Origin of the sequence: Lentzea sp. DG1S-22 (genome assembly GCF_036321065.1) — a bacterium.
Classification (GTDB): Bacteria; Actinomycetota; Actinomycetes; order Mycobacteriales; family Pseudonocardiaceae; genus Lentzea; species Lentzea jiangxiensis.
On record NZ_CP143276.1, the window covers coordinates 4,804,981 to 4,830,380 of the forward strand.

The window sequence follows — 25,400 nt, forward strand, 5'->3', positions numbered from 1 at the left end:
GGTTACGCGTGAGCTTCACGTTTCGTACTACTGGCACTGCTCTGAACGGGTGATAAACGGCTCCGCTTGTAGCGCGTGGCACACAGTGAGCGATGATCGGTATGAGCGCGCACGCCCCCCGACGCGCTCCCTAGCTTCACCAAGCGGCTTCGGCCGCAGGACGGCGTGGGGCCGGCGCTCTCTGTGGCGCCGCCCACGCCGCCCATCACGAGTCGGCCACGGCCCGGCACCAGGTCCGCTTCAGAGGCCGCTTTCGTTCGCACTGCCCCTTCGGCACCGTCACAGTTGACGTGAGTCGTCCACACCCACCGCCGGGGTGGGAAAGGGGAGTTCGTGAAGTTCGCCAAATCGGCCGCGGGCCTGTGCCTGCTCCTGGCCGTGGCGGGATGTGCGGGCCCCGGTGTCGCCGTCACCCCGGACGAGAACCTGACCGTCGAACAGCGAGCCGAGACGCCCCACGCGTCCGGTGCCGCCGCGTTCGGCACCCAGCGCGTGTGGGCCTCGGGCCTCTCCGTCGTCGTGTCCGCTCCCCGTTCGCTGGCGCCGTCCGAGACGGCGATCCCCCCGGCCAAGCGCACCGCGGTCTTCACGATCACCGTCTACAACGGCTCCAAGGCCTCCTACCGCCTCTCCCAGCTCTCCGTCAGGGCGACGGCCGACGGCCAGCCGGCGGCGGAGCTCGTCGACTCCGTGCAGGGCCTCAACGGCCTCGCCGCGGCGGTGGCGGAGCTCCCGCCGGGCCGCGACACGCAGCTGCAGCTCGCGTTCGCGGTCCCGGAGTCGCCGACGAGGATGCAGCTGACCATCAAGCCGGGTGGACAGGGCCAGGACGCCCCGACCGTCTTCGAGGGCCAGGCGTAGCCGCGGGCATAGTCTCTGCGGCATGACCAGTCGTCTCGAACCCGGTGACACCGCACCCGCGTTCACGCTGCCCGACAGCGAGGGCAAGCCGGTGTCGCTGTCCGACTACCTCGGCAAGTCCGTGGTCGTGTACTTCTACCCGGCCGCGAGCACCCCGGGCTGCACGAAGCAGGCCTGCGACTTCCGCGACAACCTCGGCGCGCTCGCGGCCTCCGGCTACGAGGTCGTCGGCATCTCCCCCGACAAGCAGGAGAAGCTCGCGAAGTTCCGCGACGCGGAAGGCCTCACCTTCCCGCTGCTCGGCGACCCGGACAAGAAGGCCCTGACCGAGTGGGGCGCGTTCGGCGAGAAGCAGAACTACGGCCGCACCGTCCAGGGCGTCATCCGCTCCACGTTCCTCGTCGGCCCCGACGGCAAGATCGTCAAGGCCATGTACAACGTCCGCGCCACCGGCCACGTGGCCAAGCTGCTGCGCGAACTCCCCGCCTGATCTCCACCCGCAGGTGAGGCCGCCGTCGCTTTCGTCGCGACGGCGGCCCTTTTTTCGGGTATGGTCGAACGGAGGGCGTGCACCAAAGCCGCCCCTGTTCCGGTGAGGGTGATACACCGTGTGTCGCGTGACGGCACCTAGCGGCCCCGACATCCCGTCTGATTTCGTCTTGCGAGTCCACTTCCCCACGCGCGGCGGCTGACCAGGGCGTTTCGCCCCGACGTCATCCGTTCTCTTCAACACGCACGCCTTGTGCTGCGTGCATTTCGTGCTGGGAAAATTCAATGCTCAAGTGGATGTTGCTCGCCCTCGCGGTGGGCGCGGAGGTTTTCGCGACCCTCTGCCTCAAATACTCGGACGGCTTCACGAAACCGTGGCCGGTCGCAGGTCTGGCCGCCGGTTTCCTGACGGCCCTCTACCTGGAATCACTCGTGATCCGCATGGGCCTGCCGGTGGCCATCACCTACGCGATCTGGGCGGGCGCCGGCATCGCCCTGGTGGCCGTCACGAGCCGGGTGCTGTTCGCGGACCCGCTGAACCTGGCCATGCTCGGCGGCATGGCCCTGATCGCCGCCGGCGTCTGCGTCGTGTCGGTGGCCTCACACGCCCAGGCAGCCGCCTGACGCGACGACGCCGGGGCCGGCGAACCGGGCCCCGGCGTCGTCGCGGGTACGACTAAGCGAGCTTGCGCAGGTGCGGGACCAGGAGCTTGAGGGCGCGGCCGCGGTGTGACTCCGCGTCCTTCTGCTCCGCCGTCATCTCCGCCGACGTGATCTCGTACCCCTCGGGAACGAAGATCGGGTCGTAGCCGAACCCGTTGCTGCCACGACGAGCCCGCAGCAACGTGCCGCGCCACTCGCCACGCACGACGACCTCCTCGCCGCCGGGCACGACGAGAGCCACCACCGACACGAAGGCAGCGCCGCGACGCTCGTCCGGCACGTCGCCGAGCTGTCCCAGCAACAGGTCCAGGTTGGCGTCGTCGTCACCGTGCCGGCCGGACCACCGGGCGGACAGCACGCCGGGCATGCCGTTCAGCTCGTCGACGGCGAGCCCGGAGTCGTCGGCGACCGAGACCAGCCCCGTGGCAGCGGCGGCGTCACGGGCCTTGGCGAGCGCGTTGCCCTCGAAGTCGGGCGCGGTCTCCGGGGCCTCGGGGAACTCGGGCACGTCGGCGAGCGACAGCACCTCGATGCCTTCGAGCGACTCGGCCACCACGATGCGCTGCAGCTCGCGGAGCTTCTTCGCGTTGCGCGAAGCCAGGAGCAGCTTCACCGCCTGCCCCCGGACTTGGGCTCCGGCAGCACGCCGGGGTACGGCTGCGCCAGCGCCTCGGCCTGGATCCGGTTCAGCTCGGCGCACCCGCGCAGGGCGACGTCCAGCATGCGGTCCAAAGTGGACCGGGCGAACGTGGCGCCCTCACCCGTGCCCTGGACCTCGATCAGGGTGCCGGCGTCGGTGGCGACGACGTTCATGTCGACCTCGGCGCGGGAGTCCTCCTCGTAGGGGAGGTCGAGGCGCACCCGTCCGTCCACGACGCCCACCGACACGGCGGACACCGCGCAGGACAGCGGCGACGGGTCGGCGAGGCGACCGGCGGCGCCCAGGTACGTGACGGCGTCGGCCAGGGCCACGTAGGCGCCGGTGATCGCGGCCGTGCGCGTGCCGCCGTCGGCCTGGATGACGTCGCAGTCGATGACGATGGTGTTCTCGCCCAGCGCCGCCAGGTCGATGCAGGCCCTCAGCGACCGGCCGATCAGGCGCGAGATCTCGTGGGTGCGGCCGCCGATCCGGCCTTTCACGGACTCGCGGTCGCTGCGGCTGTGCGTGGCCGACGGGAGCATCGCGTACTCGGCGGTCACCCAGCCGAGACCGGAGCCCTGACGCCAGCGGGGGACGCCTTCGGTGACACTCGCGGCGCAGAGCACGCGGGTGTTCCCGAACTCGATCAGGACCGAGCCCGCGGGCCAGGTCTGATATCCACGCGTGATCCGGATGTCACGCAACACGTCGTCGTTTCGGCCATCGCTTCGCACCACGGCACCTACCCTAATGAACCCTGCGGAGCACCATGGCGTAGGGAGAGACATGCTGACGATCGACGGTATTCCGCTCCACCCCCTGCTGGTGCACGCGGTGGTCGTGCTGCTGCCTCTCGCGGCTCTGTGCTCGGTCGCGATCGCCCTGGTGCCGGCCTGGCGGCGCAGGTACTCCTGGGTCGTTCTCGGGGTCACGCTGGCCGGGGTCGCCTCCGTTCCGGCGGCGAAGCAGACCGGGGAGGACCTCCAGGCAGGTCTCGCGCGCAACGGCGTGCAGAGCCCCGTCATCCAGACGCACGCGGAGCTCGGCGACATGCTGCTGCCCCTCGCGCTCGGCTTCGGCGTCGCGGTGATCGCGCTGCTGGTCGCGGGCCGGCTCGCCGACCGCGAACGCCAGGCGGAGGCACCCGCCACGAAGACGTGGCGGGTGATCTCAGTCGCGGTGTCCGTGCTGGTCGTGGTGCTCGCGGTCGGCGCGACGGTGCAGACCGTGCGGGCCGGTCACAGCGGGTCGGAGGCCGTCTGGAGCGGTGTCGGCAGCTGAAGCGGGGCCGTCGCCGACTGCTTCAGGGTGCGCGTGACCGTGCAGAACTGCTCCACGGCGCGGCGCACGAGGACGTCGAGCGCCTCCGGGTCGTCGACGGCGGACAGGTCGTACGAGAGCGTCACGGGGACGGAGATCACCTCGTTGCCGCTCTCGGACTGCACCGCGTCCGCCTGTGCTGTCAGCTGGTCGCCGCCCGTTCTGCGCAGGACCAGCGTTTCCGACGTCACCACCGCGCAGCCCGCGACCGCGGCGGCCAGGAGCTCGACGGGGCTGAACGACCCCTCCTGGCCCTTGCGCCCGATCCGCACGGACGCGCCGCGCCCGTTCGTGGCGACGAACTCGTGGTCACCGACGCGCTCGATCTCGATCATGTGTGCTCCCCCACCTCGTACCGGCCGCCCTGCACGACCAGCTCGCTCGGCCCGTCGAACGCCGACTTGGCCTCCTGCAGCACGGCCTCCCGCGACGTCCACGGCGGCACGTGCGTGATCAGCAACCGCCCGGCCCCCGCCCGTGCGGCCAGCTCACCCGCCTCGCGTCCCGACAGGTGCAGGTCGGGCTGGCGGTCGGGAGCGTGGGTCCAGCTCGCCTCGCTCAGCAGCACGTCGACGCCGCAGGCCAGCTCGTCGAGCGCCGCGCACGGGCCGCTGTCGCCGGTGTAGGCGAGCGTGACGCCACCGCACGAGATCCGGAACCCGTAAGCCTCGCAAGGATGTGCCACAACAGCGGAGTCCACGGTGAACGGTCCGATCCGGACCGTGGACCCGAGCGGGTGGAACGAGAAGATGTCGCTGAAGTCGAGCGCCGAGCGCTCCGCCTCGTTCGGCGCGTAGGCGGCGACGAACCGCGCATGGGCCTCGGCCGGCGCGTGGACGGGCAACCGCGACGACGGCGGATCGGGGTGGTACTTCCTTGCCACGTAGAGGGAAGACACGTCCACGCAGTGGTCGGGGTGCAGGTGCGAGAGGACCAGCGCGTCCATCGAGAACAGCGGCCGCTCCTCCTGGAACCGCGACAGCACCCCGTTGCCGAACTCCAGCGCCAGCGTGAACCCGTCGGCCTCCAGCAGGTAGCCCGAGGCGGCCGCGCCGGGTCCGGGGATGCTGCCGGAGCAGCCGAGCACGGTCAGCAGCACATCAGCCCCACTGTTCGAAGGTCGGCAGGAACCGGGAGGCGAGCTTCGCGAACCGCTCCGGCGGCCCGGTGCACGTCACGCGGTGCACGGGCGGTTCGGACGCGAAGTCGTCGCGCTCGGTCAGCAGCCGCACGACGTCCTTGACCGTCTCCTCGGCGCTCGACACCAGCGTCACGCGCTCGCCCATGACGATCTGGATCACGCCGGTCAGCAGCGGGTAGTGCGTGCAGCCCAGCACGACGGTGTCGACCTCGGCGCGCTGCAACGGCTCCAGGTAGGCCTGCGCGAGCCCGAGCACCTGCCGGCCCGAGGTGATGCCGCGCTCCACGAAGTCGACGAACCGCGGGCACGCCGCCGCCGTCACCGTCACGTCCCGCGCCGCCTGGAACGAGTCCTGGTAGGCGTGCGAGTTGATCGTGCCGACCGTCGCGATCACGCCGACGCGACCGGACCTCGTCGTCATCACGGCACGCCGCACCGCCGGGAGGATCACCTCGACCACCGGCACGTCGTAGCGCTCGCGGGCGTCGCGGAAGCAGGCGGCGGACGCGGTGTTGCACGCGATCACGAGCATCTTCGCGCCCTCGTCGACCAGCCGGTCGCAGATCTCCAGCGCGTGCTTGCGCGCCTGCGCGATCGGCAGCGGCCCGTAGGGACCGTGCGCCGTGTCGCCGATGTAGTGGATCGACTCGCCCGGCAACTGGTCCATGATCGCGCGGGCGACCGTCAGGCCGCCGACGCCCGAGTCCATGATCCCGATCGTCACGCCGTGAATGTAGCGGGTGTCGTACTGCGGCGGTTGTCGCGAGAAACACCCCACGCCGCCAGAACTCCACCGAGTGCGCCGAACAGGTGGCCCTCCCACGAGACACCCGGCTGCCCCGGCAGCACGCCCCACAGCGCGGCCCCGTAGAGGGCGAACACGCCGACCGCGATCAGCAGCTGCAGCCACGAGCGCGCGAAGATCCCGCGCACGAGCAGGAACGCGAGGAACCCGAACACCAGCCCGGAGGCGCCGATGTGGCTGCCGGGACTGCCGAGCACCCACACGCCCAGCGCCGACGACAGCCAGATGACCGCGGTGACCTGGAAGAACTGCTTCAGCCCGCCCGAGGTCGTGAGGAAACCGAGCAGCAGCAACGGAACGGCGTTGCCGGTGAGGTGGCTCCAGTCGCCGTGGATCAACGGCATCCAGAGCAGGTTGTCCCACTCGCCGAAGTCGCGCGGCCGCACGCCGTCGTCCTCGAGCGAGCCGCCGGTCGCCACGTCGAAGGCCTCGACGACGTAGAGGAAACCGACGAACCCCGCCACGACGAGCAACGACAGCACGGGGTGCGGGGGGATGACGCGTTTCGCCGGCGCGGTGCGGTCCACCGGTCCAGCGTACGTGGCGATTAGGGTGGCCGGGTGTCGATCGAAGTAGCGGTACGCGCATCCGCCCAGCTGGGCGAGGGGCCGACGTGGGACCACGGCAGCTCCACGTTGCTGTGGGTGGACATCCTCGCCTCCGAGGTGCACCGGTACGCCCCGGGCCGCGACGACGACGCGGTGCTGACCGTGCCGCAGCACGTGGGCGCCGCCAAGCCGCGCGCGCAGGGCGGCGTCGTCTGCAACCTGCGCGACGGCATCGCGCTGATCGACCGCGACGGCACCAAGAACTGGCTCGTCTACTGGGCCCGCGAGGGCGTGCGCGGCAACGACGCGGGCGTCGACCCGTCGGGCCGCCTCTGGGCCGGCACCATGCGCTACGACCAGGCCGCGGACGAGGGCTGGCTCGCCAGGGTCACCGGCGACGGCTCCGCGAAGGTCGTGCTGGACCAGGTGAACACGAGCAACGGCGTCGGCTGGAGCCCGGACGCGAAGCTCATGTACTTCATCGACACCCCGACCCGCCGCATCGACGTCCTCGACTTCGACAACGCCTCCGGCACCGTCGCGAACCGCCGCCCGCTCACCCACGTCGGCCACACCGACGGCTGGCCGGACGGGCTGACCGTCGACGCCGACGGGTGCGTCTGGGTCGCGCTGTGGGGTGGTCGCGCCGTGCGCCGCTACACGCCCGCCGGTGAGCTCGACCGCGAGATCGAGGTGCCGGTCGACAACCCGACGGCGTGCTGCTTCGGCGGGGCGGACTTCACCGACCTCTACGTCACCTCCGCGCGCGTCGGGCTGCCCGACGAGGCGTTGGCGGACCGGCAGCTCAACGGGTCGGTGCTGGTGCTGCCGGGTGTGGGGCAGGGCGTGCCGGGGACGGCGTTCAACGGCTGAGGCTCGGTGGGAGGCGGCGCGGGCTGGTCGGCGCGGGGCCGGGCACGCGGGCCGACGTGGGCGTCTCACCGGGCTGTGCCGCTGTCCGGAAGTCGAAGCAGGCCGCGGACCCACCAGTGAGGGCCAGGCCCTTCGACGCGACGACTCCGCCCGCCCGCAACAGCCCTCGAACCCTGCCGGAACAGCCGCTCGAACCCGCTCGAAACGGGCTGGGAACAGGCTGACGCAGGCGTCCCCCCGAGCTGGGAACCCCTGCGTCACAACGTACTCAGAGGGTCTGACAGTTCGGGCTCAGACCGGCGGGCCCTGCCAGCGCCAGCCGGTCTGCGGCTCACGGCCGGGCAGGCTGGTGCGGTTGGTGGCCCAGAGCAGGCCGGTCCAGGGATCCACGTCGAGATCGTCGTGGGGGAACATCCTCGCGAGTACGCGAGCACAAACGTCGCGTGGCGGATCGAGCCTCAGGCCGAGGCCGCGGGCGATGTCCTCGCCGTGCACCAGTGCTTCGACGCAGCCCATGCCGGCGAAGTGCGCCGGGTCGGCCATGCCGGTGGGGTGGTACGCGCGAGCGGACGGCGCCGTGGTCCGCACGACAGAGGCGAGGATCCTGCCACCGGTCACCGCGAACTCCAGCACTTCAGCCGGGCTCGCCTCCTCGTCCGCAACAGCGAGGAAGCGCACGTAGCGGGCATCAGGACGGGCAACGAGCTGCGCCGCGTAGGACAGCAGGCAGTCGCCGACGTGTTCGGCGGTGTGCCAGCAGTTCCACTCTCCTGTACCGGGCGGGATCACCCAGTCCTGGCCGGTCGCGGGACCGAGTGCGTCGGCCAGGCAGGAGACAGCCGCGTCAAGATCGTCAGCGGTTACCGTCACCACCGAAGGATAGTGGCCAGGGCGGACGTGTCGGACACATCCGCCCTGGTCGCGAGTGGGTCACCGGACCGGGAACCCCTGCGTCACAACCTGTCCAGCACCACCGACAAGATCGTCGGGCTAGGCCCAGAGGTGGCCGTCGAGCCGCGCCGCCGCCTCGTCCAGGGTGCCGGAGTAGGCACCGGTGGACAGGTACTTCCACCCGCCGTCGCAGACGATGAACACGATGTCCGCGGACTTCCCCGCCACCACGGCCTTCTGCGCCACGGCCAGTGCGGCGTGCAGGATCGCGCCCGTCGAGATGCCGGCGAAGATGCCCTCGGTCTCGAGCAGCTGCCGGGTGCGGCGCAACGCGTCGTACGACCCGACCGAGTACCGCCCGGTCAGCACCGACTCGTCGTACAGCTCCGGCACGAAGCCCTCGTCGAGGTTGCGCAGGCCGTAGACCAGCTCGCCGTACCGGGGTTCTGCGGCGATGACCTGCACTTCCGGCTTGGTCTCGCGCAGGTACCGGCCGACGCCCACCAGCGTGCCCGTCGTGCCCAGGCCGGCCACGAAGTGCGTGATCTCCGGCAGGTCGGCGAGGATCTCCGGGCCCGTGCCGCGGAAGTGCGCCTCGGCGTTCGCCGGGTTGCCGTACTGGTAGAGCATGACCCAGTCCGGGTTCTGCTTCGCCAGCTCCTTGGCGGTGGCGACGGCCTGGTTCGACCCGCCCGCGGCAGGCGAGAACACGATCCGCGCGCCGTACGCCTGCAGCAGCTGCCGACGTTCGGTCGAGGTGTTCTCCGGCATCACGCACACGAGGCCGTAGCCCTTGAGCTTCGCGGCCATGGCGAGCGAGATGCCGGTGTTGCCGGACGTCGGCTCCAGGATCGTCGCGCCGGGACGCAGCACGCCGTCCCGCTCCGCCGCCTCGATCATGGCCAGCGCGGGCCGGTCCTTGATCGAGCCGGTCGGGTTGCGGTCCTCGAGCTTCGCCCAGATGCGCACGTCCTCAGACGGCGACAGGCGGGGCAGGCCCACCAGCGGTGTGCCGCCGAGCGCGTCCAGGAGCGAGTCGTAGCGGGCCATGGGGAGGATCAGCCGCCCGCGACGGCCGGGAGGATGGTGACGTTGTCGCCGTCCTTCACCGCGGCGTCGAGGCCACCGGAGAAGCGCACGTCCTCGTCGTTGACGTAGACGTTGACGAACCGGTGCAGCGAGCCCTCCTTGACCAGGCGGGCCTTGAGGCCGCCGTGGTTGTTCTCCAGGTCGTCGATGACCTCGGCGAGCGTCGTACCGGTGGCGGACACCGACTTCTCGCCCCCGGTGTGGGTGCGCAGGATCGTCGGGATCGACACGGTGACTGCCATGGTGGTTCTACCTCCGGGAAACGGGTGCAACTCAGGATTCGATGATCTTGACCGGTTCCTCGGTCACGACACCTTCGACGATGCGGTACGACCGCAGCTCGTGCTCGATCGGGTCACGCGTGGAGACCAGCACGTAGTGCGCCTCCGGCTCGCCCGCGAACGAGACGTCGGTGCGGGACGGGTACGCCTCGGTCGCCGTGTGCGAGTGGTAGATGACCACGGGCACCTCGTCGTTCGCGTCCATCTCGCGCCAGACCTTGAGCTGCTCGGCCGCGTCGAACCTGTAGAACGTGGGCGACCGCTCCGCGTTCTCCATCTCGATGAAGCGCTCGGGGCGGTCGGACCCGAACGGCCCGGCGATCACCCCGCACGCCTCGTCGGGATGGTCGCGGCGCGCGTGGGCCACCATCGCGTCCACCAGGTCACGGCGAATCACCAGCACGTGCTCAATCCTACGGGCCGGCGGGAGTTGTCTCGGTATGCGAGATACCCACGTCACGCTCCTTTATTTAGCGCTGGCTTATATTAGCTGCTGCTACTACAGTGTCCTTCGTGCACGCGTTCGACGTACTCGCGGACCCGGTCCGCCGGCGGATCCTGGAGCTGCTCGCCACCGGTGAGCGGGCGGCGGGCGACGTCGGCGAGGTGGTCCAGGCGGAGTTCGGGATCACCCAGTCCGCCGTGTCGCAACACCTCAAGGTGCTGCGCTCGAACGGGTTCGTCGAGGTGAGACCCGCCGGCACGCGACGGCTGTACGCGGTCGCACCCGACCCGTTGCGGGAGGTCGACGCGTGGCTCGGCCACTTCCGGCGGTTCTGGGAACCGCACCTCGACGCGCTCGCCACGGAACTGGCCCGGGGCAGGCGGGAACGCAGACTGGAGGCAGAAGGTGACTGACCGCTCCTACGAGGACGGCAAGCTCGTCGTCCGCAGGCACTACAAGGCGGACCGCGAGGACGTCTGGGACGCCATCACCACACCGGAACGCCTGGTCAGGTGGTTCCTGCCGATCAGCGGCGACCTGCGCGAGGGCGGCCGCTACCAGCTGGAGGGCAACGCGGGCGGCGAGGTCGTCCGCTGCGACCGGCCCCGCGAGATCGGCCTGACCTGGGAGATGGGCGGCGGCGTCACCGAGGTCGTCGTGCGGCTCGAGGAGGACGGCGACTCGACGGTCCTCACGCTGTCGCACTCCCCCGTGCCCGGTGAGCTCATCCCGAACGCCTCGCCGGCGGTGTGGGGTCTCGGCGCCGGCTGGGAGATGGGCCTGGGCGCGCTGGAGAAGTTCCTGACCGGTGACCTGCCCGAAGGCGCCGCGAAGGACTGGGTCGCCACGGCCTCGCCCGAGGACCTGGCGGCCGCGGGCGTGCAGGCCCAGCAGATCAGCGACGCGTGGACGGAGGTGCTGCGGTGAGGTTCACCAAGGAGGTCGTGCTCGACCAGCCGATCGAGCGGGTGCGGGTGCTCACGTCCGACCCGGCCCACCTGCACGAGTGGCAGCCGGACCTGGTCGGCATCACGCACCACACCGCCACCCCCGGCGCGGCGGGCTCGACGGCGACGTTGAGGTACCGCAAGTTCACGCTGGAGGAGACGGTGTTGTCCGCGACCGCCGACGAACGGGTCTCGCGCTACCGCACGCCCGGCATGATCCACACGATCACCAACCGCTATTCGGCGGTCGACGACCGGCACACGCTCCTCGTGTGCGACAACGAGTTCGAGCTGTCCGGGATCATGAAGCTCGGCCGCGGGGTGCTCGAGAAGTCGCTGCGCGAGCAGGTCGAGCGCAACGTCGACAACTTCAAGGCGTTCATCGACGCCTGCTGAGCACCACCACGAGGTAGAGGGCCAGCAACGCCACGCCGCGGCGGCGTTGCCCCTGGTCGAGACCGCGCCACGCGGCCAGCTCCGCCCACGCGGCGAGCGGTGTGGCGGCGACGCCGAGCTTCATCAGCACCTTCCCCACCGCCGGGGGCACGAGGAACGCCGCGGCGAAGAGCCCCGCGGGCGCGACCACCGCCAGTTCCCGGCCGGGGATCTCGCGCGCCGCGCCGGGCGGTGCGAGCTCCGTGACGACACCTGCTGCCTGATCGATGACATCCGCCATGCGCGGGGGTTACCCACTCAGAGGTCGCGGAACGCCGTCACGCCGTTCAAAGAAGTTGCCTCGCGCACACCGGACACCACGGCCTCGGCGAACATGTCCGCGGCGGCCGTGCACAGGGCGTCCAACGCGAACGCACGCGGTCCTGCCAGCGGCACGGCACCCGTGGCCAGCGCGAACACCGTGTCGCCGTCGAACATGGTGTGCGCCGGCCGCACGGCGCGGGCGAGGCCGTCCTGCGCGGCCATCGCGAGCCGCCGGCACTCCGCTTTGGACAGATCGGCGTCCACCGCGACGACACCGATCGTCGTGTTGAGGCCTTCGGGCTTGCGTTCGGGCAGCACGACGGCCTCGGTGCCCAGCGACGGCAGCCACGGCAGGCCGGAGGCGCGGTCGACGGCCTCGCCGGCGGCGTTCACCACGGCCAGCGCGCCGACCTGGTGCGCGCCGGCCGTCGTCGTGGCGACGCCGACGCCGCCCTTCAACGACCCGACCCGCGCGCCGGCACCCGCGCCGACGCAGCCCAGTTCGAACTGCTCCGACGCGGCCTCGCAGGCCGCGTGGCCGAACGACGGGTCCGGCCGGTTGCCCCACTCCGACATCGGCAGGTCGAAGATCACCGCACCCGGCACGATCGGCACGACGTGGTGCGGCTGCGCGCCCACCCGGAAGCCGATCGAGCGTTCCGAGAGCCACCGCATGACGCCGTCCGCGGCCGCGAGCCCGTACGCGGACCCGCCGGACAGGCAGACCGCGTGCACCTGCTGGACCAGGTTCGCCGGGTCCAGCAGGTCGGTCTCGCGCGTTCCGGGCGCACCGCCCCGCCCGTCGACGGCACCGACCGCGCCCCCTGGCACGAGCACCACGGTCGTACCCGTGGCCCAGCCCGGTTCGACCCGGTGGTGGTGGCCGACGAGGACGCCGGGGATCACGGCATCATCGCCTCGACCAGGGTGTCCTGCACCCAGGTCAGCCAGTGGTAGACGCCGAGGTGCGGTGATCTCGGGTCCTCCGGCGGCAGCTCGTCCGGCATGTCCTCGGTCACGTCGAGCGCCGTCCCGAGGGCCAGACGCACGTCGTTCAGCGACGCCATCCAGGCCTCGGCCTCGGGGATGGTGAGCCTGATCTCCCCGCCGTCGGGAGAGCAGGTCTTCAGCACCACCTCGGCGGCACCCGTCTTGTGGTCGAGGAGCTCCGGTTCGTGCAACGAGCGCAGCGCCGCGGCCGAGTTGACCTCGTCCGGGTCGGGCGCGTCGTCGTCGAGCCGGTGGAAGTCCGGCAGCAGCCTGCCCAGGATCGGGTCGTCGGGAGCCTCCGACGGACCCGTCCTGATGCCGGTGAGCTCCGCGAGCTCGTCCTGGGGCGTCTCCTCGGCGCGGGCCAGCAGCATGTCCTGGATCTGGCTGACCAGACCGCGCACGACCGCGGCCTCCTGCCGGTCCAGCCTGCCGACGACGACGTCGCCGTCGCGGATCCACCGCTTCACGAGGCCCGCTGCATGGTCGCCCAGAGGCCCGCCGCGTGGAGCTTCGCCACGTCGGCCTCGACCTTGTCCTTGGTACCCGAAGTCACGATCGCCTTGCCCTTGTGGTGCACGTCGAGCATCAGCTTGGTCGCCTTGTCCCTGCTGAAACCGAACAGCTTTTGGAACACGTAAGTCACGTACGACATGAGGTTCACCGGGTCGTTCCAGACCACCGTCTGCCACGGTCGGTCCTCGGCGGCGATCTCCTCGCCGACGGCCTCCGGTTGCGTCCGTTCCTGTTCGACGGGCGTGGTCATACCGCCAATGGTGTCATGTTCGCCGCAGTGACGGAGACCGCGTGCGGGTAAACCGGATGCGACCTTAGGGTTGGTGACCATGAACTCGACGGCCTTGCTCACCGACCACTACGAGCTCACGATGCTCGCGGCCGCGCTGCGTGACGGAACCGGTGACCGTCCGTGCGTGTTCGAGGTCTTCGCGCGCAGGCTCCCCGACGGGCGCCGCTACGGCGTGGTCGCCGGCGTGAACAGGCTGCTCGACGCGATCGCGGACTTCCGCTTCGGCGAGGAGGAGGTCGAGCAGCTCCGCCGCAACTCCGTCGTGGACGACGCGACCCTGGAATGGCTCGCGAACTACCGTTTTTCCGGCGAGATCGACGGCTACCCCGAGGGTGAGCTCTACTTCCCCGGATCCCCGGTGCTGACGGTGAGGGCGTCGTTCGCGGAAGGGGTCGTCCTGGAGACGCTCGCTCTCTCGATCCTCAACCACGACAGCGCCATCGCGTCCGCCGCCGCCCGCATGGTGTCCGCCGCCAACGGCCGTCACATGATCGAGATGGGCTCCCGCCGCACGCACGAGGAAGCCGCCGTGGCGTGCGCACGGGCCGCATACCTCGCGGGCTTCCACGCCACGTCCAACCTGGAGGCGGGCCGCCGGCACGGCATCCCGACGGCCGGCACGTGCGCGCACGCGTTCACGTTGCTGCACGACACCGAAGAAGAGGCGTTCCGCAGCCAGGTCGAGGCGCTGGGGGTCGGCACGACGCTGCTGGTCGACACCTACGACATCTCCGAGGGCATCAAGAAGGCCGTCGCCGTCGCCGGTCCGGAGCTCGGTGCCATCCGGATCGACTCGGGCGACCTCGGCGTGATGGCCCGGCAGGCGCGCGACCAGCTCGACTCGCTCGGCGCGAAGAACACCCGGATCGTCGTGTCGAGCGACCTCGACGAGTACGCGATCGCCGCTCTGCGCGCGGAGCCCGTGGACGCGTACGGCGTCGGCACGTCGGTCGTGACCGGGTCCGGCTCGCCGACCGCGGGCATGGTCTACAAGCTGGTCGAGGTCGACGGCAGGCACGTCGAGAAGCGCAGCTCGTCGAAGCAGTCGCGCGGCGGGTGGAAGCAGGCGTTGCGCCGCCACAAGGACACGGGCACGGCCATCGAGGAGGTCGTGTTCCAGGCGCCGTCGGAACCCGAGCTCGGCCCGCACGACAGGCTGGTGCAGATCCCGCTGATGCGCGGCGGAGAGCTCACCGACGACGTTCCCACGCTCGAGCAGAGCCGCGAGCGCCTGCGCGCTGCCCTGGTGAGCGTGCCGTGGGAGGGCCTCAAGCTCTCGCGCGGCGAGCCCGCGATCCCGACGATCTACCTGGAAGGCTGACATGACGAAGGCATTGATCGTCGTCGACGTGCAGAACGACTTCTGCGAAGGCGGTTCCCTGGCCGTGGCCGGTGGTGCGGCCGTGGCCGCGGCCATCTCCCAGCACATCGCCGCCTCGTCGTACGACCACGTCGTCGCGACCCGGGACTACCACGTCGACCCCGGACCGCACTTCTCCCTCACGCCGGACTTCATCGACTCCTGGCCGGTGCACTGCGTGGCCGGGTCGCCGGGTGCGTCGTTCCACCCGGAGCTCGACGTGTCCGGCATCGAGCAGGTGTTCTCGAAGGGCCGCTTCGCCGCCGCCTACTCGGGTTTCGAGGCGGAGAACGACCTCGCGGGCTGGCTGACGGAGAAGGGCGTGACGGAGGTGGACGTCGTCGGCATCGCGACGGACCACTGCGTGCGCGCCACGGCACTGGACGCGCAACGCAACGGCTTCCGCACGACGGTGCTCGTCGACCTGACGGCGGCCGTCACCCAGACGACCCGCGACGCCGCCGTTGAGGAGCTGCTCGCCGCGGGCGTCCGGGTCGCCTAAGGAGTCGGCGAGCACGCCACCGTGCCGACGGTGACGCTTCCCGTGTAGCCGGACGACGGCTCGAACGTGATCTTCAGCAGCGTCATGCTGACGCTGCCGTCGTTCGGCACCGGGAACACCGCGTCGGTGAACTTGGCCTTGGCGAGCACCGTGCCGTTGCTCGCCTTGACCTCGTGCACGTACCCCGGCGGGATCTGCGCCGGCAGCCCCGTCCAGCCGGACATGCCCTTGAGCTCCCAGCCGGCGCTGGTGCCCTTGTCGGTCGCGTCGCAGGTGATCGCCCACCCGCCGATCTTGAGGCGCGGACCCCGGACGCCGGTGAGCGCGGACAGCTCGAAGGCCGACCCCCTGGCCACCGACCTCGTCTTCGTCAGGAACTCGTCCGGGTTCACGACCTCGGTCGTGCAGGACGAGCTGGTCTCGCCGAACTTGAGGCCGGTCGTGCTCACGGCGGGGCTCGCGCCGGTGACGGTGCCGGCGGCGTCCGGGTTCACGTCGCACACCGCGAGCGGCGCGACCTGGTAGGTCTGGCCCTCCTTCGCGAAGTCCGCTGAGCCCGCCGACGCCCTGCCGGGAGGATTGGCCGCGAGCGCGGGGGCCGCGGTCGCGAACGTCAGCGCGACCACAGCGCCCGCGATGATGCTTTTGCGCATTGGTGCCCTCATGGCTCGATTTCCCACCACCCGATAATGGTTGTGCGAAATGGCGTCGCTGACGGCTGGGCGGTCATATCACCCGTTGGGGAAATCGCGATTACCCGACCGAGTGACATTCAGCGGACACCGACCAGGGTGGCGTACGGCTCCCGGCGCGGCAGGGCCGTCGGCAGGCCCGCCAGCCTCTCCAGCGCGGAGCACACCCGGACCGCGGCACGCCCGTCGCCGAACGGGTTGCGCCCCAGCGGAAGCCTCAGCCGGGAGCCGAGCACCCAGCCCGCCTCGGCGAGGATGCGGGTGGTGTCGGTGCCGACGAGCCAGGCGCACCCGGCGTCGACGGCGAGCATGCGTTCGGTCGTCTCGCGCAGCACCAGCACCGGCACGCCGAACGAGGGCGCCTCCTCCTGGAGGCCGCCGGAGTCGGTCAGCACGAGGGCGGCGCGGCGCAGGACGCGCACCATGTCCGGGTAGTCGAGCGGGCCGGTGATGACGACGCGTTCGTGGCCGCCCAGCAGCGACACGACCTGCTCGCGCACACCGGGGTTCGGGTGCGCGGGGACGAGGACGTGCAGGTCGGGGTGGCGGTCGGCGATGGCGCGCACGGCGTCGAGCACGCGCGCGAGCGGGCGGCCCCACGACTCGCGGCGGTGCACGGTGACGAGCATCAGGCGGCCGCCGGTGGCGTCCAGGCCGCGCTCCAGGGCGATGACGTCCGGGCTGGACGCGGGCGCGTCGGCGGACGCGACGCGCTGCACGGCGTCCACGACGGTGTTGCCGGTGACGACGACGTGGCTGTCGGGCAGGCGCTCGTCGTTCAGGGCGGTGGCCGCGTCGTCGGTCGGCGCGAGGTGCAGCGACGTGATGCGGGAGATCATCTGCCGGTTCCCCTCCTCGGGGAACGGGCCGTACAGGTCACCGGTGCGCAGACCGGCTTCCAGGTGCGCCACGGGGATCCCGCGCCAGAACGAGGCCAGCGCCGCGGCGAGGGCCGTCGTCGTGTCGCCCTGCACGAGCGTGACCGCGGGATCGCGCTCCTGCAGCAGGGCGTCGAACTCGGGCAGCAGCCGGGACACGAGCTCCACCTGCGTGCCGGTGGAGCGCGGGACGTCCAGCCGCACGTCCGGCACCAGGTCGAACGCGCCGAGCGCCTGCTCGACCATGCCGGAGTGCTGTCCGCTGTGGACGATCGTGGGACGGAGGCCGGGGTGCCCCCTCAGCGCGATGGCGACCGGGGCGATCTTCACTGCTTCTGGCCGCGTGCCGGCCACCAACAGAACCTCTTTGCTCACCTTTGTCCTCTCTCGGGAGACCGGGAGGTCCGCCTGGGAGCGGGGGCGACCCCAGGCGGACCACGTCAGCCGGCTCGATTCGGTCTGCTCTGGACCGGGACCGCCACGCGGCGCTTCTTGCGCGTGCTGTGCAGGACAAGCGCACCAGCGAGCAAGAGCACGATTGCCGCGGCGATCCACCACGTCACGTCCGCGCCGGTGACCGCGAGGGCACCTACGCCCGTGCCGACACCGACGCCCGTACCGGGGACCTTGTACATCCGCCGCTCCTGGATCAGGCCGCGTTCAGCGACGCGCGGCGGCGCAGCGCCACGAAGGCGACCGGAGCGGCGACGACGCCGAGCAGGCCGAGGCCGATCCACAGCCCGGCACCCGACGCCATCGGGATGGGCAGGCCGGCGGGGCCGCACGTGGCCGACGAGATGATCACGTCGCCGGTGCCGATGGAGCCGAGCACGCCCTGCAGCAGCCTGATGTGGATCGCGTTGACCGTCAGGCTGCCGTCGGCGTTCTTCACCTGCTCGTTGAAGACCACTTCGGCGATCTTTACGCCGGCGAGCTGCACGTCGAGCTTGGTGCCGGCCGCCGGCTCGGCGTCGACCCGGCCGAGCTCGCCCAGGTCCACACCGGCGAGCTCGGCCTTGCCGGCCAGGCCCTTCTGGGTGGCCGTGCACTCCGCCTCCGCCAGTTCGGCGGAGATCTTGCCGGTGACCCCGGAGAGCAGGTCGACCCGGACGTCGGCGGTGCTCGCCCTCGAGTGCACGCCGCCGGAGTTCTCGTCGCGTGACGCCGAGGCGTTGATGACACCGGTCTCGAGCACCCCGGTGAGGTCGACGCCGGCGAACGTGTTCTGCGTCGGACCGCTCGCGGTGGCCGCGGCGAACGGCTCCGCGTTGACCGCGGGGCTGCCGAGCAGCGTCACGTCGAGCTTCGCACCGTAGGCCGAGGCGTCCCCCGGAGCGGCCGAAGCAGGTGCGGCACCGACCAGGAGTGCGGCAATCGCGATGACCCCGGCCAGTCCCGTCATTCGGACACGCATGAAACTCCTTCCCTTGATTCCTCCGGCCCTCGGGGCGCGTTGATACCACTGTGGTTTCACGCTTTCCGGGGGCAATTACCGGCATCGGCTTTCTTTCGGGGGAACTGAGGGTTACTCCCCGTATCGGGCGACGGGACCACTCGACTCGCCCAATCGGCGCCACTCATCGTGGGTTTTTTGATCAATTTCCGGTTACGCCCTCACCCGATCCGGGGGTGAGGGATGACGTTGCGTCTACCGATGGAATGTCAGGTAGCCCGTATGGGCGCTCCCTCAATCGGTGGAAAGGATCCTCGGGTGACGCTTGCCGTGCGCCGCACCGCATTCCCGAGCCGGGTGACGGTGGTCGTCCTGCTCGCCGTTGCTGCGGGACTCGTCTTCGCACACCGCCTGTACCGCACGGCGGAGATCTCGCTGTCGGGCGCGGTCCTCGGCGTCATCAGCTCCCACGGCGTGGACGTGGTCCCCGAGCGGCAGACCGTCTACTTCGGACTCGGCTCGGACACTCCCCTGGGCCTGCGGATGACGCCGGAGTGCACGTCCGCGTTCCTGGTGCTGCCGCTGATCGTCGTCGGCGCGGTGATGATCGCGCTGCGCCCGCGCATCCAGTCCCGCGTGCTGGTCGCGCTGGGCGTCGCCGGTCTCGCGGTGGTCGTCGTCAACCAGTTCCGCGTGCTCACGCTGGTGGGCCTGGTGAACTGGCTCGGCGTCGACACCGGCTACTACTGGGGTCACACGCTGCTCGGCTCGATGGTCAGCGTGTTCGGCGGCGCGGCCGCGCTGGTCGCGTTCGTCTGGCTGGCCACGCGCGGGTGAGCCTCGACCTCGTCCTCGGGTTCACGCAGGCGCTCGCCCTGACGATGAGCGTCGCCTTCGTGACGTACGTGTTCGTGATCGTGGTGCCGTACCTGCGGCGCAAACCGGCTCCCGTCGGCGAGCCGGGCTCGTTCGAGTGGCACTTCTTCGTGCCGTGCCGCGACGAGGAAGCCGTCATCGGCGGCACGATCCGGTACCTGCGCGAGACGTTCCCCATCGCGCACGTGTGGGTCATCGACGACGACTCCGACGACCGCACCGCGGGCGTCGTGCGGATGTTGAAGCGCAACGGCGGTGTGCGCGACCCCCAGATACACCTCGTGCAACGCCAACGGCCGCATGCCCGCACCGGCAAGGGCAACGCGTTGAACGACGCCTACCGCACGTTGAAGATGTGGATGGGCCGGCGGGCGGACGCCGACCGCGCGATCGTCGTCGTGGTGGACGCGGACGGACGTCCCGCCCCGAACTGCCTGGAGGTCTGCGCGGCGACGCACCTCTTCGGCAACCCGCGCATCGGCGCGGTGCAGGTGGACGTGCGGATGATCAACGCGGGGCAGCGCCAGCCCGGGGTGTCGCGGTGGCGGCGCGCGTTCGGCGCCGGGCTGGTGCGGATGCAGGACCTCGAGTTCCGCACGGCCATCGCGGCCATCCAGATGTCGCGCGGCGCCACCGGCACGATCTCCATGGGCGGCAACGGCCAGTTCACCCGACTGTCCGCTTTGGACTCGATCGCCGGGCCGACCGGGAGTCCCTGGCGCGGCTCGCTGCTGGAGGACTTCGAGCTCGGCGTGCACCTGCTGACGGCGGGCTGGCACACCGGGTTCTCGTTGGACACGCACGTGAACCAGGAAGCCCTGTACTCGTTGCGGCGCTTCCTGGCGCAACGCACCCGGTGGGGTCAGGGGACGATGCAGTGCATGCGCTACCTGCGGCGCATCTGGGACTCCGACCACCTGACGACCCTCGGCGCCGCCGAGATGATGTACTACCTCGCGCAACCGTGGATGCAGTTGCTCGGCACGCTGATCTACCCGATCCCCGTGGCGATGATGGCGTACCGGTTCGCGGTGTCGCCGTCCGAAGTCGTGACGTGGTTCTTCGAGGGCGCGTGGATCCTGTTCACCGTCTACGGCGCGTTCGGTTTGCTCCCGTTCGTCCTGTGGGGACCGGTGTACCGGGCGCGCTGCGAGCCCGTGGGGTTCTGGAGGTCGATCGGGTACGGGTTCGGTTACGCGTTGTACATCTACACCTTCTACATCACGTCGTGGCGTGCGCTGATCCGTTTGGTGCGCGGCCACAACGGCTGGACCAAGACGCGGCGCAACGAGGAGCGCGTGACGGGCAAGGTTGCTCTCGACGTGTGAGATACATGTGTGTAACCGGTCACTTTGTAGACATCGGACAAAGACGTTCTCGAGTCTCCCTGGTTAACCTCGGTTCACTCGATTCCGCCTGGGAGGGAACGTGGCTCTCGCACTCGCGCCCCGTCGCACCGTGCTCGCCGACTTCGTGCCGGGGGCACTGGTCCGCGACCTGACCCTGGTCGTCGCCGGTGCCGCTCTCACCGGTCTCGCCGCTCAGGTGGCGCTGCCGATCCCCGGCAGCCCTGTTCCGCTGACCGGCCAGACGTTCGCCGCACTGCTCGTGGGTGCCGCTCTCGGCTGGCAGCGCGGCGCGACCTCGATGCTGCTGTACCTGATCGCCGGTGTCGCGGGCGTCCCGTGGTTCCAGGGCGGCTCGTCCGGCGTCCCGGTGTCGCTCGGCTACGTGGTCGGCTTCGTCTTCGCCGGTGCCCTGGTCGGCTACCTGGCCGGACGCGGCGGCGACCGCACGCCGTTGCGCACCCTCGGCACGATGGCGCTGGGCAACCTGGCGATCTACTCGGTCGGTGTGCCGTGGCTGATGGCGATGACCGGGATGTCGTTCGGCAAGGCGCTGGCCGTCGGCGTGCTGCCGTTCCTGATCGGTGACGCCCTGAAGATCGCGCTCGCCGCCGGTGTGCTGCCGGGAGCCTGGGCGCTGGTGCGCCGCCGGTAGCTTGGACCGGGTGATCACACCCGGGGAGTACCTGTCGTTCCTGGATGCGCGTCTGCCCGGTCTCGTGGTGGGCGCGCATCTCTACGGCTCGCGAGTGCTGGGCGACGTGGTCGCGGACTCGGACCTCGACATCGTGGTCGAGCTGTCGTCCCCCGCCGAGGTGCCCGGTGTCGAGGGCGCCGACGTCGCTGTCGTGCCGGTGGGCTCGCTGGAGGAGCCGGTCTCCGCCGTGACGCCGTTGGCCGGTGAAATCACTCCCGTGCTGTGGCAACAACTGCGGACCGTCGGTCAAACCGTGCGCGGCACACGTCCCACATGCCCCGTCACCGCGGCCGAGGTCGAGGACTACTGCCGCGGGAACCTCGTCAGCTACTGGACGCCTCTGTTCGCGCAGGTCCGCGCTGTGGAATCGCTGCCGCGCGACGGCGTCCTCTGGGTGGGACTCGGCCCCGCCCGGCTGTGGCACACGATCAGGACCGGCGAGATCGTCAGCAAGTCCCGCGCCGGCGAACTGGCCGCGGCCCGCTGGCCGGACCTGCCGCTCGCCGACGTCGTCGCCGCCCGCCGGGACCCCTCGGTGGAGCTGGGCGCATCACACACGCAGGCAGCCATCGACCTGTTCGACCGGATCCTGACCGACGTAACGACGTAGGTTCCGCGGCCGAGAAATCCGCGTGACCACGCATACCCCCGAAGAGCTGGGCTGCCTGGCAGGCGGCCCGGCCCGCGCGGCCGAGGTGGCCCTGGCCCGCCTGGTGCAGGCAGGCCTGGTGCGCCTCTCCCGCGAAGGCGTGGTGAGCGCCGTCCACATTCCCGGCCGAGGCCCTTCCACACCTCTCGAGACATACATCCTGCAGAACACGCGCTACGGCCGCTCGCTGCACGACGTCCTGCACGGCGCGGCGTCCTCGGCCGGAGCGGCGAGCCTGCGCGGCCACCTGGCGGACCGCCGCCTGCTGCGCCGCCGCCGTTCGCTGCGCCCCCGCCTGCACCCGTGGCTGTTCATCCTCGCGTTCGGTCTGGTCGCGGTCGGGTTCCTCGACTGGTTGTGGCCGGAGGTCGTCCGTCCCGTGACGTCGTTCGTCGACGGCTTCGCGCCCGGCCTGTCCGACTGGTCCTGCTACGCGGCCGGTGTCCTGCTGTTCGTGTGGGGCACCGTGCTGGCGACCCGTGATCCCGGCCGCCTGCGGACCCGGTCCGGTCACGTGGTCCTGGGGCGGGCCGAGCGGCGCGTGTCGCCGCAGGACCCGCTGGGCGCGGTGGCGGTGTGCGGGTTGCGCGGCCGGGTCGGTGGGCTGGCGGTGGCGGGGATGTTCGGGCTCTCGGCCGCTGTGGCCGCGATGCTGCCCCACCGGGACCCGTCTTCGAGCGGCAGCTGCGGAAGCGGGTGTTCGTCCGGCTCCTGCGGCGGGGACGGGGGCGGCGGTTGTGGTGGTGGGTGCGGCGGTGGTGGCGACTGAGCCCGTGCGGTGTGGCCCGCTCTGTTGGCTCTCTCGCGCCGTCGCACGCCCCGTACACGCACGCCACCCTCGAAGCCCACCCACTCCGCCACTCCTGACCGGGGCTGTCGGACCCGCCGGGTACGGTCTGTCCCGTGCCTGAAGTTCCCCCCACCCTGAGCCTGCTCGAAACCGCCGTCCACGCCGTCGGCGGTGCGGAGCGCCCCGGTCAGGTGGAGATGGCCGAGGCCGTCGACCACTCGATCCGCACCGGCGAGCACCTCGCGGTCCAGGCGGGCACGGGCACGGGCAAGTCGTTGGCGTACCTGGTGCCGTCGATCCGGCACGCGGTGGCCGAGGAGGAGACGGTGGTGGTCTCGACGGCCACGATCGCCCTGCAGCGGCAGCTGGTGGACCGGGACCTGCCGCGGCTCGCCAAGGCGCTCAAGAAGGAGTTGGGGCGGGAGCCCACGTTCGCCATCCTCAAGGGCCGCAGGAACTACCTGTGCATGCACCGCGTGCACAACGGGGCGCCCGACGAGCCGGAGGACGACGCGCTGTTCGACCCGTTCGCGGTGTCGAAGCTCGGGCGTGAGGTGAAGCGGCTGCACGAGTGGTCGTCGGACACCGAGACCGGTGACCGCGACGAGCTGGTGCCCGGCGTCAGCGAGCAGGCGTGGCGGCAGGTCAGCGTCACGGCCAGGGAGTGCCTCGGCGTCAGCAAGTGCCCGATCGGGTCCGACTGCTTCGCGGAACGGGCGCGGGCCGAGGCGGGCAAGGCCGATGTCGTGGTCACGAACCACGCGATGCTCGCCATCGACGCGTTGGAGGGCTACCAGGTCCTGCCGGACCACGACGTGGTGGTCATCGACGAGGCGCACGACCTGGTCGACCGCGTCACGTCCGTGGCCACCGAGGAGCTGAGCGGCGCGTCCGTGTCCATGGCGGCGCGCCGGTGCGGCAGGCTCATCGACCAGGACATCGCGGACAGGCTCGCCGAGGCGGGCGACGGGCTCGCGATGATCCTCGAGGACATGCCGTCCGGCCGGCTCGACGCGCTGCCGCGGGCGCTCGCGGGGGCGTTGGCGGCGACGCGCGACGCGGCGCACAACTGCGTGTCCGCGATGGGGCCGGAGAGGAAGGAAGACCCGGACGGGGCGACGGCGCGCAAGCTCGCGCTGGCGTTGCTCGAAGAGGTCCACGACTGCGCGGTGCGCGTGCTGGAGGCGTTCGACGAAGAGCGCGACGTCGTGTGGGTGTCGGGCGACTTCAACCAGAAGGCGCCGTCGCTCAGGGTCGCGCCGCTGGGTGTGGGCGGGCTCCTGAGGGAGCGGCTGTTCGCCAAGCGCACCACTGTCCTGACGTCGGCGACGCTGACGCTCGGTGGCGCCTTCGACGCGATGGCGCGCCAGTGGGGGCTGCCGCCGTCGGAGAAGGTCCGCAAGATCGAGGGCGCGGCGACCGAGAAGGACATCGACGGTCCGAAGTGGACCGGTCTCGACGTCGGCTCGCCGTTCCAGCACGGCACGAGCGGGATCCTCTACGTGGCACGGCATCTGCCGCAGCCGGGCAGGGACGGGCTGCCGCCGGAGTACCTCGACGAGATCGAGGGCCTCGTGAACGCGGCGGGCGGTCGCGCGCTGGGGCTCTTCTCCTCGATGCGGGCGGCGAAGGCGGCCACGGAGGCGTTGCGGGACAAGCTCGACCACCCGATCCTCTGCCAGGGCGACGACGCGACGGGCCTGCTGGTCAAGAAGTTCGCCGAGGACGAGCGCTCGTGCCTGTTCGGCACGCTCTCGCTGTGGCAGGGCGTCGACGTGCCGGGCCCGAGCCTCCAGCTCGTGATCATGGACCGGATCCCGTTCCCGCGCCCGGACGACCCGCTGGCCTCCGCACGGCAGAAGGCGGTGAACTCCCGTGGCGGCAACGGCTTCCTGACCGTCGCCGCCACGCACGCGGCCCTGCTGATGGCCCAGGGTGCGGGCCGCCTGCTGCGGTCGATGTCGGACAAGGGCGTGGTGGCCGTCCTCGACCCGCGCATCGCCACGGCGCGTTACGGCGGTTTCATCCGCGCCTCCCTCCCCCCGTTCTGGACGACCTACGACCCCGAGGTGGTCCGGGCGGCCCTCAAGCGCCTGGACGCGGCTCAGACGAAGTGATCCGCTCGACCAGCTCGTCGCGGTAGGCCTGGGCTTCCGGCAGTTCCGGTTCGGAGCCGCCGGCCTGCTTCAGCGCGCCTTCGAGGATCTTCAACGCCTGCCGCTCGTCCCCGCGCGCGTCCGCCTGCCGGGCCGCGTTCTCCAGAGCCCGGGCCAGCTTCGTGCGCGCCTCGGGTTCCTGAGCCGCCTTGGTGATCCGGATCCAGTTGCCGGCCGGGTCGACGACGGCGAACCCGGTGTACCGGTCGTTGCGCACCCGCGGCCGGGTCATCCGCGGGATGCCGGAGATGAGCACCTTCCCGTGCACCGCGCGCATCCCCGCCGCGAACGCCTCGTACAACGGCCCGGTGTCCTCGACGACGACCACGCACGTGCTGTGCGAGTTCTCCGGAACGTGTCCCTCCAACCCGTAGAAGTGCAGGTTGAGGTCCTCACGCTGTAAGGCGACGTACGGGTTCGGCCGCGTCTGCCGATAGGTGACCGAGAAGCCGAGCATCTCGTAGAAGGCCGCCATCTCGTCGATGTCGGCACAGGGCAGGAGGGGGATTGTCAGTTCGTTCGCCACCGCCCGAAGCTAAGCCCGGCATCGCCGAAACGACACCGAGCTATT

Annotated in this window: 35 protein-coding genes; 16 read left to right on the plus strand and 19 right to left on the minus strand. The window is 70.9% G+C overall.

The features are described 5' to 3' along the window. Positions 1 to 333 precede the first annotated feature (333 nt). From V1227_RS21910 to V1227_RS21920, 3 genes are all read left to right on the plus strand, one after another. Positions 334 to 861, plus strand: coding sequence for a hypothetical protein (locus V1227_RS21910; protein ID WP_329787449.1), 528 nt, complete (start codon positions 334 to 336; stop codon positions 859 to 861). Positions 862 to 883: 22 nt separating this feature from the next. Next, on the plus strand, positions 884 to 1,351 hold the full coding sequence (bcp, locus tag V1227_RS21915; protein ID WP_329787450.1) for a thioredoxin-dependent thiol peroxidase: 468 nt from the start codon (positions 884 to 886) through the stop codon (positions 1,349 to 1,351). A 284-nt stretch (positions 1,352 to 1,635) separates the two neighbouring features. Then, positions 1,636 to 1,974 carry a DMT family transporter gene (locus V1227_RS21920; protein ID WP_329787451.1) on the plus strand — a complete coding sequence of 113 codons (339 nt, stop codon included), beginning with the start codon at positions 1,636 to 1,638 and terminating at the stop codon, positions 1,972 to 1,974. A 52-nt stretch (positions 1,975 to 2,026) separates the two neighbouring features. Here V1227_RS21920 and rdgB read toward each other — a convergent pair whose 3' ends face one another. Next, positions 2,027 to 2,626 (minus strand): RdgB/HAM1 family non-canonical purine NTP pyrophosphatase, encoded by a 600-nt coding sequence (gene rdgB, locus V1227_RS21925; RefSeq protein WP_329787452.1) that lies wholly within the window; start codon positions 2,624 to 2,626, stop codon positions 2,027 to 2,029. Beyond that, positions 2,623 to 3,390 (minus strand): ribonuclease PH, encoded by a 768-nt coding sequence (gene rph / locus V1227_RS21930; protein ID WP_329787453.1) that lies wholly within the window; start codon positions 3,388 to 3,390, stop codon positions 2,623 to 2,625. Before rph ends, rdgB begins: the two co-directional genes overlap by 4 nt. Before the next feature lie 49 nt (positions 3,391 to 3,439). Between rph and V1227_RS21935 the strand changes: the two genes are divergently transcribed. Continuing rightward, positions 3,440 to 3,934: a DUF2231 domain-containing protein gene (locus tag V1227_RS21935; RefSeq protein WP_329787454.1), complete on the plus strand. Its 495-nt coding sequence runs from the start codon at positions 3,440 to 3,442 to the stop codon at positions 3,932 to 3,934. On the opposite strand, the gene V1227_RS21940 is transcribed toward V1227_RS21935, so the two are convergent. The 4 genes from V1227_RS21940 to V1227_RS21955 are packed head-to-tail and all read right to left on the minus strand — an operon-like array spanning position 3,892 to position 6,446. After that, positions 3,892 to 4,308: an OsmC family protein gene (locus tag V1227_RS21940; protein WP_329787455.1), complete on the minus strand. Its 417-nt coding sequence runs from the start codon at positions 4,306 to 4,308 to the stop codon at positions 3,892 to 3,894. The genes V1227_RS21935 and V1227_RS21940 overlap by 43 nt on opposite strands. Beyond that, positions 4,305 to 5,072: an MBL fold metallo-hydrolase gene (locus V1227_RS21945; RefSeq protein WP_329787456.1), complete on the minus strand. Its 768-nt coding sequence runs from the start codon at positions 5,070 to 5,072 to the stop codon at positions 4,305 to 4,307. Before V1227_RS21945 ends, V1227_RS21940 begins: the two co-directional genes overlap by 4 nt. Before the next feature lies 1 nt (position 5,073). Further along, positions 5,074 to 5,823 carry a glutamate racemase gene (murI, locus tag V1227_RS21950; protein WP_329794078.1) on the minus strand — a complete coding sequence of 250 codons (750 nt, stop codon included), beginning with the start codon at positions 5,821 to 5,823 and terminating at the stop codon, positions 5,074 to 5,076. Between the two features lie 11 nt (positions 5,824 to 5,834). Further along, a complete protein-coding gene (locus V1227_RS21955) occupies positions 5,835 to 6,446 on the minus strand; it encodes a rhomboid family intramembrane serine protease (protein WP_236221702.1) in 612 nt (203 codons plus the stop codon). A 33-nt stretch (positions 6,447 to 6,479) separates the two neighbouring features. On the opposite strand from V1227_RS21955, the gene V1227_RS21960 reads away from it, so the two are divergent. Further along, a complete protein-coding gene (locus V1227_RS21960) occupies positions 6,480 to 7,340 on the plus strand; it encodes an SMP-30/gluconolactonase/LRE family protein (RefSeq protein ID WP_329787457.1) in 861 nt (286 codons plus the stop codon). A 291-nt stretch (positions 7,341 to 7,631) separates the two neighbouring features. Here V1227_RS21960 and V1227_RS21965 read toward each other — a convergent pair whose 3' ends face one another. From V1227_RS21965 to V1227_RS21980, 4 genes are all read right to left on the minus strand, one after another. Further along, the gene (locus V1227_RS21965; protein WP_329787458.1) at positions 7,632 to 8,210 is read right to left on the minus strand and encodes a DinB family protein; all 579 of its coding nucleotides are present in this window, start codon (positions 8,208 to 8,210) and stop codon (positions 7,632 to 7,634) included. Between the two features lie 120 nt (positions 8,211 to 8,330). Beyond that, a complete protein-coding gene (locus V1227_RS21970; RefSeq protein WP_329787459.1) occupies positions 8,331 to 9,281 on the minus strand; it encodes a PLP-dependent cysteine synthase family protein in 951 nt (316 codons plus the stop codon). An 8-nt stretch (positions 9,282 to 9,289) separates the two neighbouring features. Continuing rightward, the gene (locus V1227_RS21975; RefSeq protein ID WP_236221699.1) at positions 9,290 to 9,562 is read right to left on the minus strand and encodes a MoaD/ThiS family protein; all 273 of its coding nucleotides are present in this window, start codon (positions 9,560 to 9,562) and stop codon (positions 9,290 to 9,292) included. A gap of 31 nt (positions 9,563 to 9,593) precedes the next feature. Then, positions 9,594 to 10,004 (minus strand): Mov34/MPN/PAD-1 family protein, encoded by a 411-nt coding sequence (locus V1227_RS21980; protein ID WP_090098356.1) that lies wholly within the window; start codon positions 10,002 to 10,004, stop codon positions 9,594 to 9,596. Between the two features lie 110 nt (positions 10,005 to 10,114). Between V1227_RS21980 and V1227_RS21985 the strand changes: the two genes are divergently transcribed. The 3 genes from V1227_RS21985 to V1227_RS21995 are packed head-to-tail and all read left to right on the plus strand — an operon-like array spanning position 10,115 to position 11,389. Continuing rightward, on the plus strand, positions 10,115 to 10,459 hold the full coding sequence (locus V1227_RS21985) for an ArsR/SmtB family transcription factor (protein WP_329787460.1): 345 nt from the start codon (positions 10,115 to 10,117) through the stop codon (positions 10,457 to 10,459). After that, positions 10,452 to 10,973: an SRPBCC family protein gene (locus V1227_RS21990; protein WP_329787461.1), complete on the plus strand. Its 522-nt coding sequence runs from the start codon at positions 10,452 to 10,454 to the stop codon at positions 10,971 to 10,973. The genes V1227_RS21985 and V1227_RS21990 overlap by 8 nt, the downstream gene beginning before the upstream one ends. Continuing rightward, positions 10,970 to 11,389, plus strand: a complete 420-nt coding sequence (locus tag V1227_RS21995) for an SRPBCC family protein (protein WP_329787462.1) — start codon at positions 10,970 to 10,972, stop codon at positions 11,387 to 11,389. Before V1227_RS21990 ends, V1227_RS21995 begins: the two co-directional genes overlap by 4 nt. Here the strand turns inward: V1227_RS21995 and V1227_RS22000 are convergent. Genes V1227_RS22000 through clpS form a run of 4 tightly spaced genes read right to left on the minus strand, consistent with a single transcriptional unit; the run spans position 11,373 to position 13,448 of the window. Further along, positions 11,373 to 11,669: a hypothetical protein gene (locus V1227_RS22000; protein WP_090098363.1), complete on the minus strand. Its 297-nt coding sequence runs from the start codon at positions 11,667 to 11,669 to the stop codon at positions 11,373 to 11,375. The two genes, V1227_RS21995 and V1227_RS22000, sit on opposite strands and share 17 nt — an antisense overlap. Positions 11,670 to 11,686: 17 nt before the next feature. Then, on the minus strand, positions 11,687 to 12,598 hold the full coding sequence (locus V1227_RS22005) for a P1 family peptidase (RefSeq protein WP_329787463.1): 912 nt from the start codon (positions 12,596 to 12,598) through the stop codon (positions 11,687 to 11,689). After that, positions 12,595 to 13,152 carry a DUF2017 domain-containing protein gene (locus tag V1227_RS22010; protein WP_329787464.1) on the minus strand — a complete coding sequence of 186 codons (558 nt, stop codon included), beginning with the start codon at positions 13,150 to 13,152 and terminating at the stop codon, positions 12,595 to 12,597. The genes V1227_RS22005 and V1227_RS22010 overlap by 4 nt, the downstream gene beginning before the upstream one ends. Further along, the gene (gene clpS / locus V1227_RS22015) at positions 13,149 to 13,448 is read right to left on the minus strand and encodes an ATP-dependent Clp protease adapter ClpS (protein WP_045310228.1); all 300 of its coding nucleotides are present in this window, start codon (positions 13,446 to 13,448) and stop codon (positions 13,149 to 13,151) included. Before clpS ends, V1227_RS22010 begins: the two co-directional genes overlap by 4 nt. A 79-nt stretch (positions 13,449 to 13,527) precedes the next feature. Between clpS and V1227_RS22020 the strand changes: the two genes are divergently transcribed. Next, the gene (locus V1227_RS22020; RefSeq protein WP_329787465.1) at positions 13,528 to 14,811 is read left to right on the plus strand and encodes a nicotinate phosphoribosyltransferase; all 1,284 of its coding nucleotides are present in this window, start codon (positions 13,528 to 13,530) and stop codon (positions 14,809 to 14,811) included. 1 nt (position 14,812) lies between these two features. Beyond that, on the plus strand, positions 14,813 to 15,352 hold the full coding sequence (locus V1227_RS22025; protein ID WP_329787466.1) for an isochorismatase family protein: 540 nt from the start codon (positions 14,813 to 14,815) through the stop codon (positions 15,350 to 15,352). Here the strand turns inward: V1227_RS22025 and V1227_RS22030 are convergent. The 4 genes from V1227_RS22030 to V1227_RS22045 all read right to left on the minus strand — a co-directional run bounded on the left by V1227_RS22030 (position 15,349) and on the right by V1227_RS22045 (position 18,336). Continuing rightward, on the minus strand, positions 15,349 to 16,005 hold the full coding sequence (locus V1227_RS22030; protein WP_329787467.1) for a hypothetical protein: 657 nt from the start codon (positions 16,003 to 16,005) through the stop codon (positions 15,349 to 15,351). The two genes, V1227_RS22025 and V1227_RS22030, sit on opposite strands and share 4 nt — an antisense overlap. A 119-nt stretch (positions 16,006 to 16,124) precedes the next feature. Further along, entirely contained in the window at positions 16,125 to 17,297 is a 1,173-nt protein-coding gene (gene wecB, locus V1227_RS22035; protein ID WP_329787468.1) for a non-hydrolyzing UDP-N-acetylglucosamine 2-epimerase, read from the minus strand. Positions 17,298 to 17,362: 65 nt separating this feature from the next. Next, on the minus strand, positions 17,363 to 17,557 hold the full coding sequence (locus tag V1227_RS22040; RefSeq protein WP_329787469.1) for an LPXTG cell wall anchor domain-containing protein: 195 nt from the start codon (positions 17,555 to 17,557) through the stop codon (positions 17,363 to 17,365). A gap of 14 nt (positions 17,558 to 17,571) precedes the next feature. Beyond that, entirely contained in the window at positions 17,572 to 18,336 is a 765-nt protein-coding gene (locus V1227_RS22045) for a choice-of-anchor P family protein (RefSeq protein ID WP_329787470.1), read from the minus strand. A gap of 297 nt (positions 18,337 to 18,633) precedes the next feature. Between V1227_RS22045 and xrtP the strand changes: the two genes are divergently transcribed. The 6 genes from xrtP to V1227_RS22075 all read left to right on the plus strand — a co-directional run bounded on the left by xrtP (position 18,634) and on the right by V1227_RS22075 (position 24,790). Next, positions 18,634 to 19,152, plus strand: a complete 519-nt coding sequence (gene xrtP / locus V1227_RS22050; RefSeq protein ID WP_329787471.1) for an exosortase P — start codon at positions 18,634 to 18,636, stop codon at positions 19,150 to 19,152. Between the two features lie 44 nt (positions 19,153 to 19,196). Further along, on the plus strand, positions 19,197 to 20,519 hold the full coding sequence (locus V1227_RS22055) for a glycosyltransferase (RefSeq protein ID WP_329794079.1): 1,323 nt from the start codon (positions 19,197 to 19,199) through the stop codon (positions 20,517 to 20,519). 100 nt (positions 20,520 to 20,619) lie between these two features. Beyond that, the gene (locus tag V1227_RS22060; protein ID WP_329787472.1) at positions 20,620 to 21,192 is read left to right on the plus strand and encodes a biotin transporter BioY; all 573 of its coding nucleotides are present in this window, start codon (positions 20,620 to 20,622) and stop codon (positions 21,190 to 21,192) included. A 10-nt stretch (positions 21,193 to 21,202) separates the two neighbouring features. After that, entirely contained in the window at positions 21,203 to 21,844 is a 642-nt protein-coding gene (locus tag V1227_RS22065; protein ID WP_329787473.1) for a nucleotidyltransferase domain-containing protein, read from the plus strand. A gap of 22 nt (positions 21,845 to 21,866) precedes the next feature. Then, positions 21,867 to 22,652: a TIGR04222 domain-containing membrane protein gene (locus V1227_RS22070; protein WP_329787474.1), complete on the plus strand. Its 786-nt coding sequence runs from the start codon at positions 21,867 to 21,869 to the stop codon at positions 22,650 to 22,652. Between the two features lie 218 nt (positions 22,653 to 22,870). After that, positions 22,871 to 24,790, plus strand: a complete 1,920-nt coding sequence (locus V1227_RS22075) for an ATP-dependent DNA helicase (protein WP_329794080.1) — start codon at positions 22,871 to 22,873, stop codon at positions 24,788 to 24,790. Here the strand turns inward: V1227_RS22075 and V1227_RS22080 are convergent. After that, the gene (locus V1227_RS22080; protein WP_329787475.1) at positions 24,759 to 25,355 is read right to left on the minus strand and encodes a hypothetical protein; all 597 of its coding nucleotides are present in this window, start codon (positions 25,353 to 25,355) and stop codon (positions 24,759 to 24,761) included. The two genes, V1227_RS22075 and V1227_RS22080, sit on opposite strands and share 32 nt — an antisense overlap. Between the last annotated feature and the right edge of the window lie 45 nt (positions 25,356 to 25,400).

Excerpts from the sequence above, each read along its gene's own strand:
- bcp (WP_329787450.1), top strand. The coding sequence starts at position 884 with ATGACCAGTCGTCTCGAACCCGGTGACACCGCACCCGCGTTCACGCTG.
- V1227_RS21920 (WP_329787451.1), top strand. The coding sequence starts at position 1,636 with ATGCTCAAGTGGATGTTGCTCGCCCTCGCGGTGGGCGCGGAGGTTTTC.
- V1227_RS21935 (WP_329787454.1), top strand. The coding sequence starts at position 3,440 with ATGCTGACGATCGACGGTATTCCGCTCCACCCCCTGCTGGTGCACGCG.
- V1227_RS21940 (WP_329787455.1), bottom strand. The coding sequence starts at position 4,308 with ATGATCGAGATCGAGCGCGTCGGTGACCACGAGTTCGTCGCCACGAAC.
- murI (WP_329794078.1), bottom strand. The coding sequence starts at position 5,823 with ATGGACTCGGGCGTCGGCGGCCTGACGGTCGCCCGCGCGATCATGGAC.
- V1227_RS21970 (WP_329787459.1), bottom strand. The coding sequence starts at position 9,281 with ATGGCCCGCTACGACTCGCTCCTGGACGCGCTCGGCGGCACACCGCTG.
- V1227_RS21975 (WP_236221699.1), bottom strand. The coding sequence starts at position 9,562 with ATGGCAGTCACCGTGTCGATCCCGACGATCCTGCGCACCCACACCGGG.
- V1227_RS22000 (WP_090098363.1), bottom strand. The coding sequence starts at position 11,669 with ATGGCGGATGTCATCGATCAGGCAGCAGGTGTCGTCACGGAGCTCGCA.
- clpS (WP_045310228.1), bottom strand. The coding sequence starts at position 13,448 with ATGACCACGCCCGTCGAACAGGAACGGACGCAACCGGAGGCCGTCGGC.
- V1227_RS22020 (WP_329787465.1), top strand. The coding sequence starts at position 13,528 with ATGAACTCGACGGCCTTGCTCACCGACCACTACGAGCTCACGATGCTC.
- V1227_RS22025 (WP_329787466.1), top strand. The coding sequence starts at position 14,813 with ATGACGAAGGCATTGATCGTCGTCGACGTGCAGAACGACTTCTGCGAA.
- V1227_RS22030 (WP_329787467.1), bottom strand. The coding sequence starts at position 16,005 with ATGCGCAAAAGCATCATCGCGGGCGCTGTGGTCGCGCTGACGTTCGCG.
- V1227_RS22040 (WP_329787469.1), bottom strand. The coding sequence starts at position 17,557 with ATGTACAAGGTCCCCGGTACGGGCGTCGGTGTCGGCACGGGCGTAGGT.
- V1227_RS22045 (WP_329787470.1), bottom strand. The coding sequence starts at position 18,336 with ATGCGTGTCCGAATGACGGGACTGGCCGGGGTCATCGCGATTGCCGCA.
- V1227_RS22055 (WP_329794079.1), top strand. The coding sequence starts at position 19,197 with ATGAGCGTCGCCTTCGTGACGTACGTGTTCGTGATCGTGGTGCCGTAC.
- V1227_RS22075 (WP_329794080.1), top strand. The coding sequence starts at position 22,871 with ATGGCCGAGGCCGTCGACCACTCGATCCGCACCGGCGAGCACCTCGCG.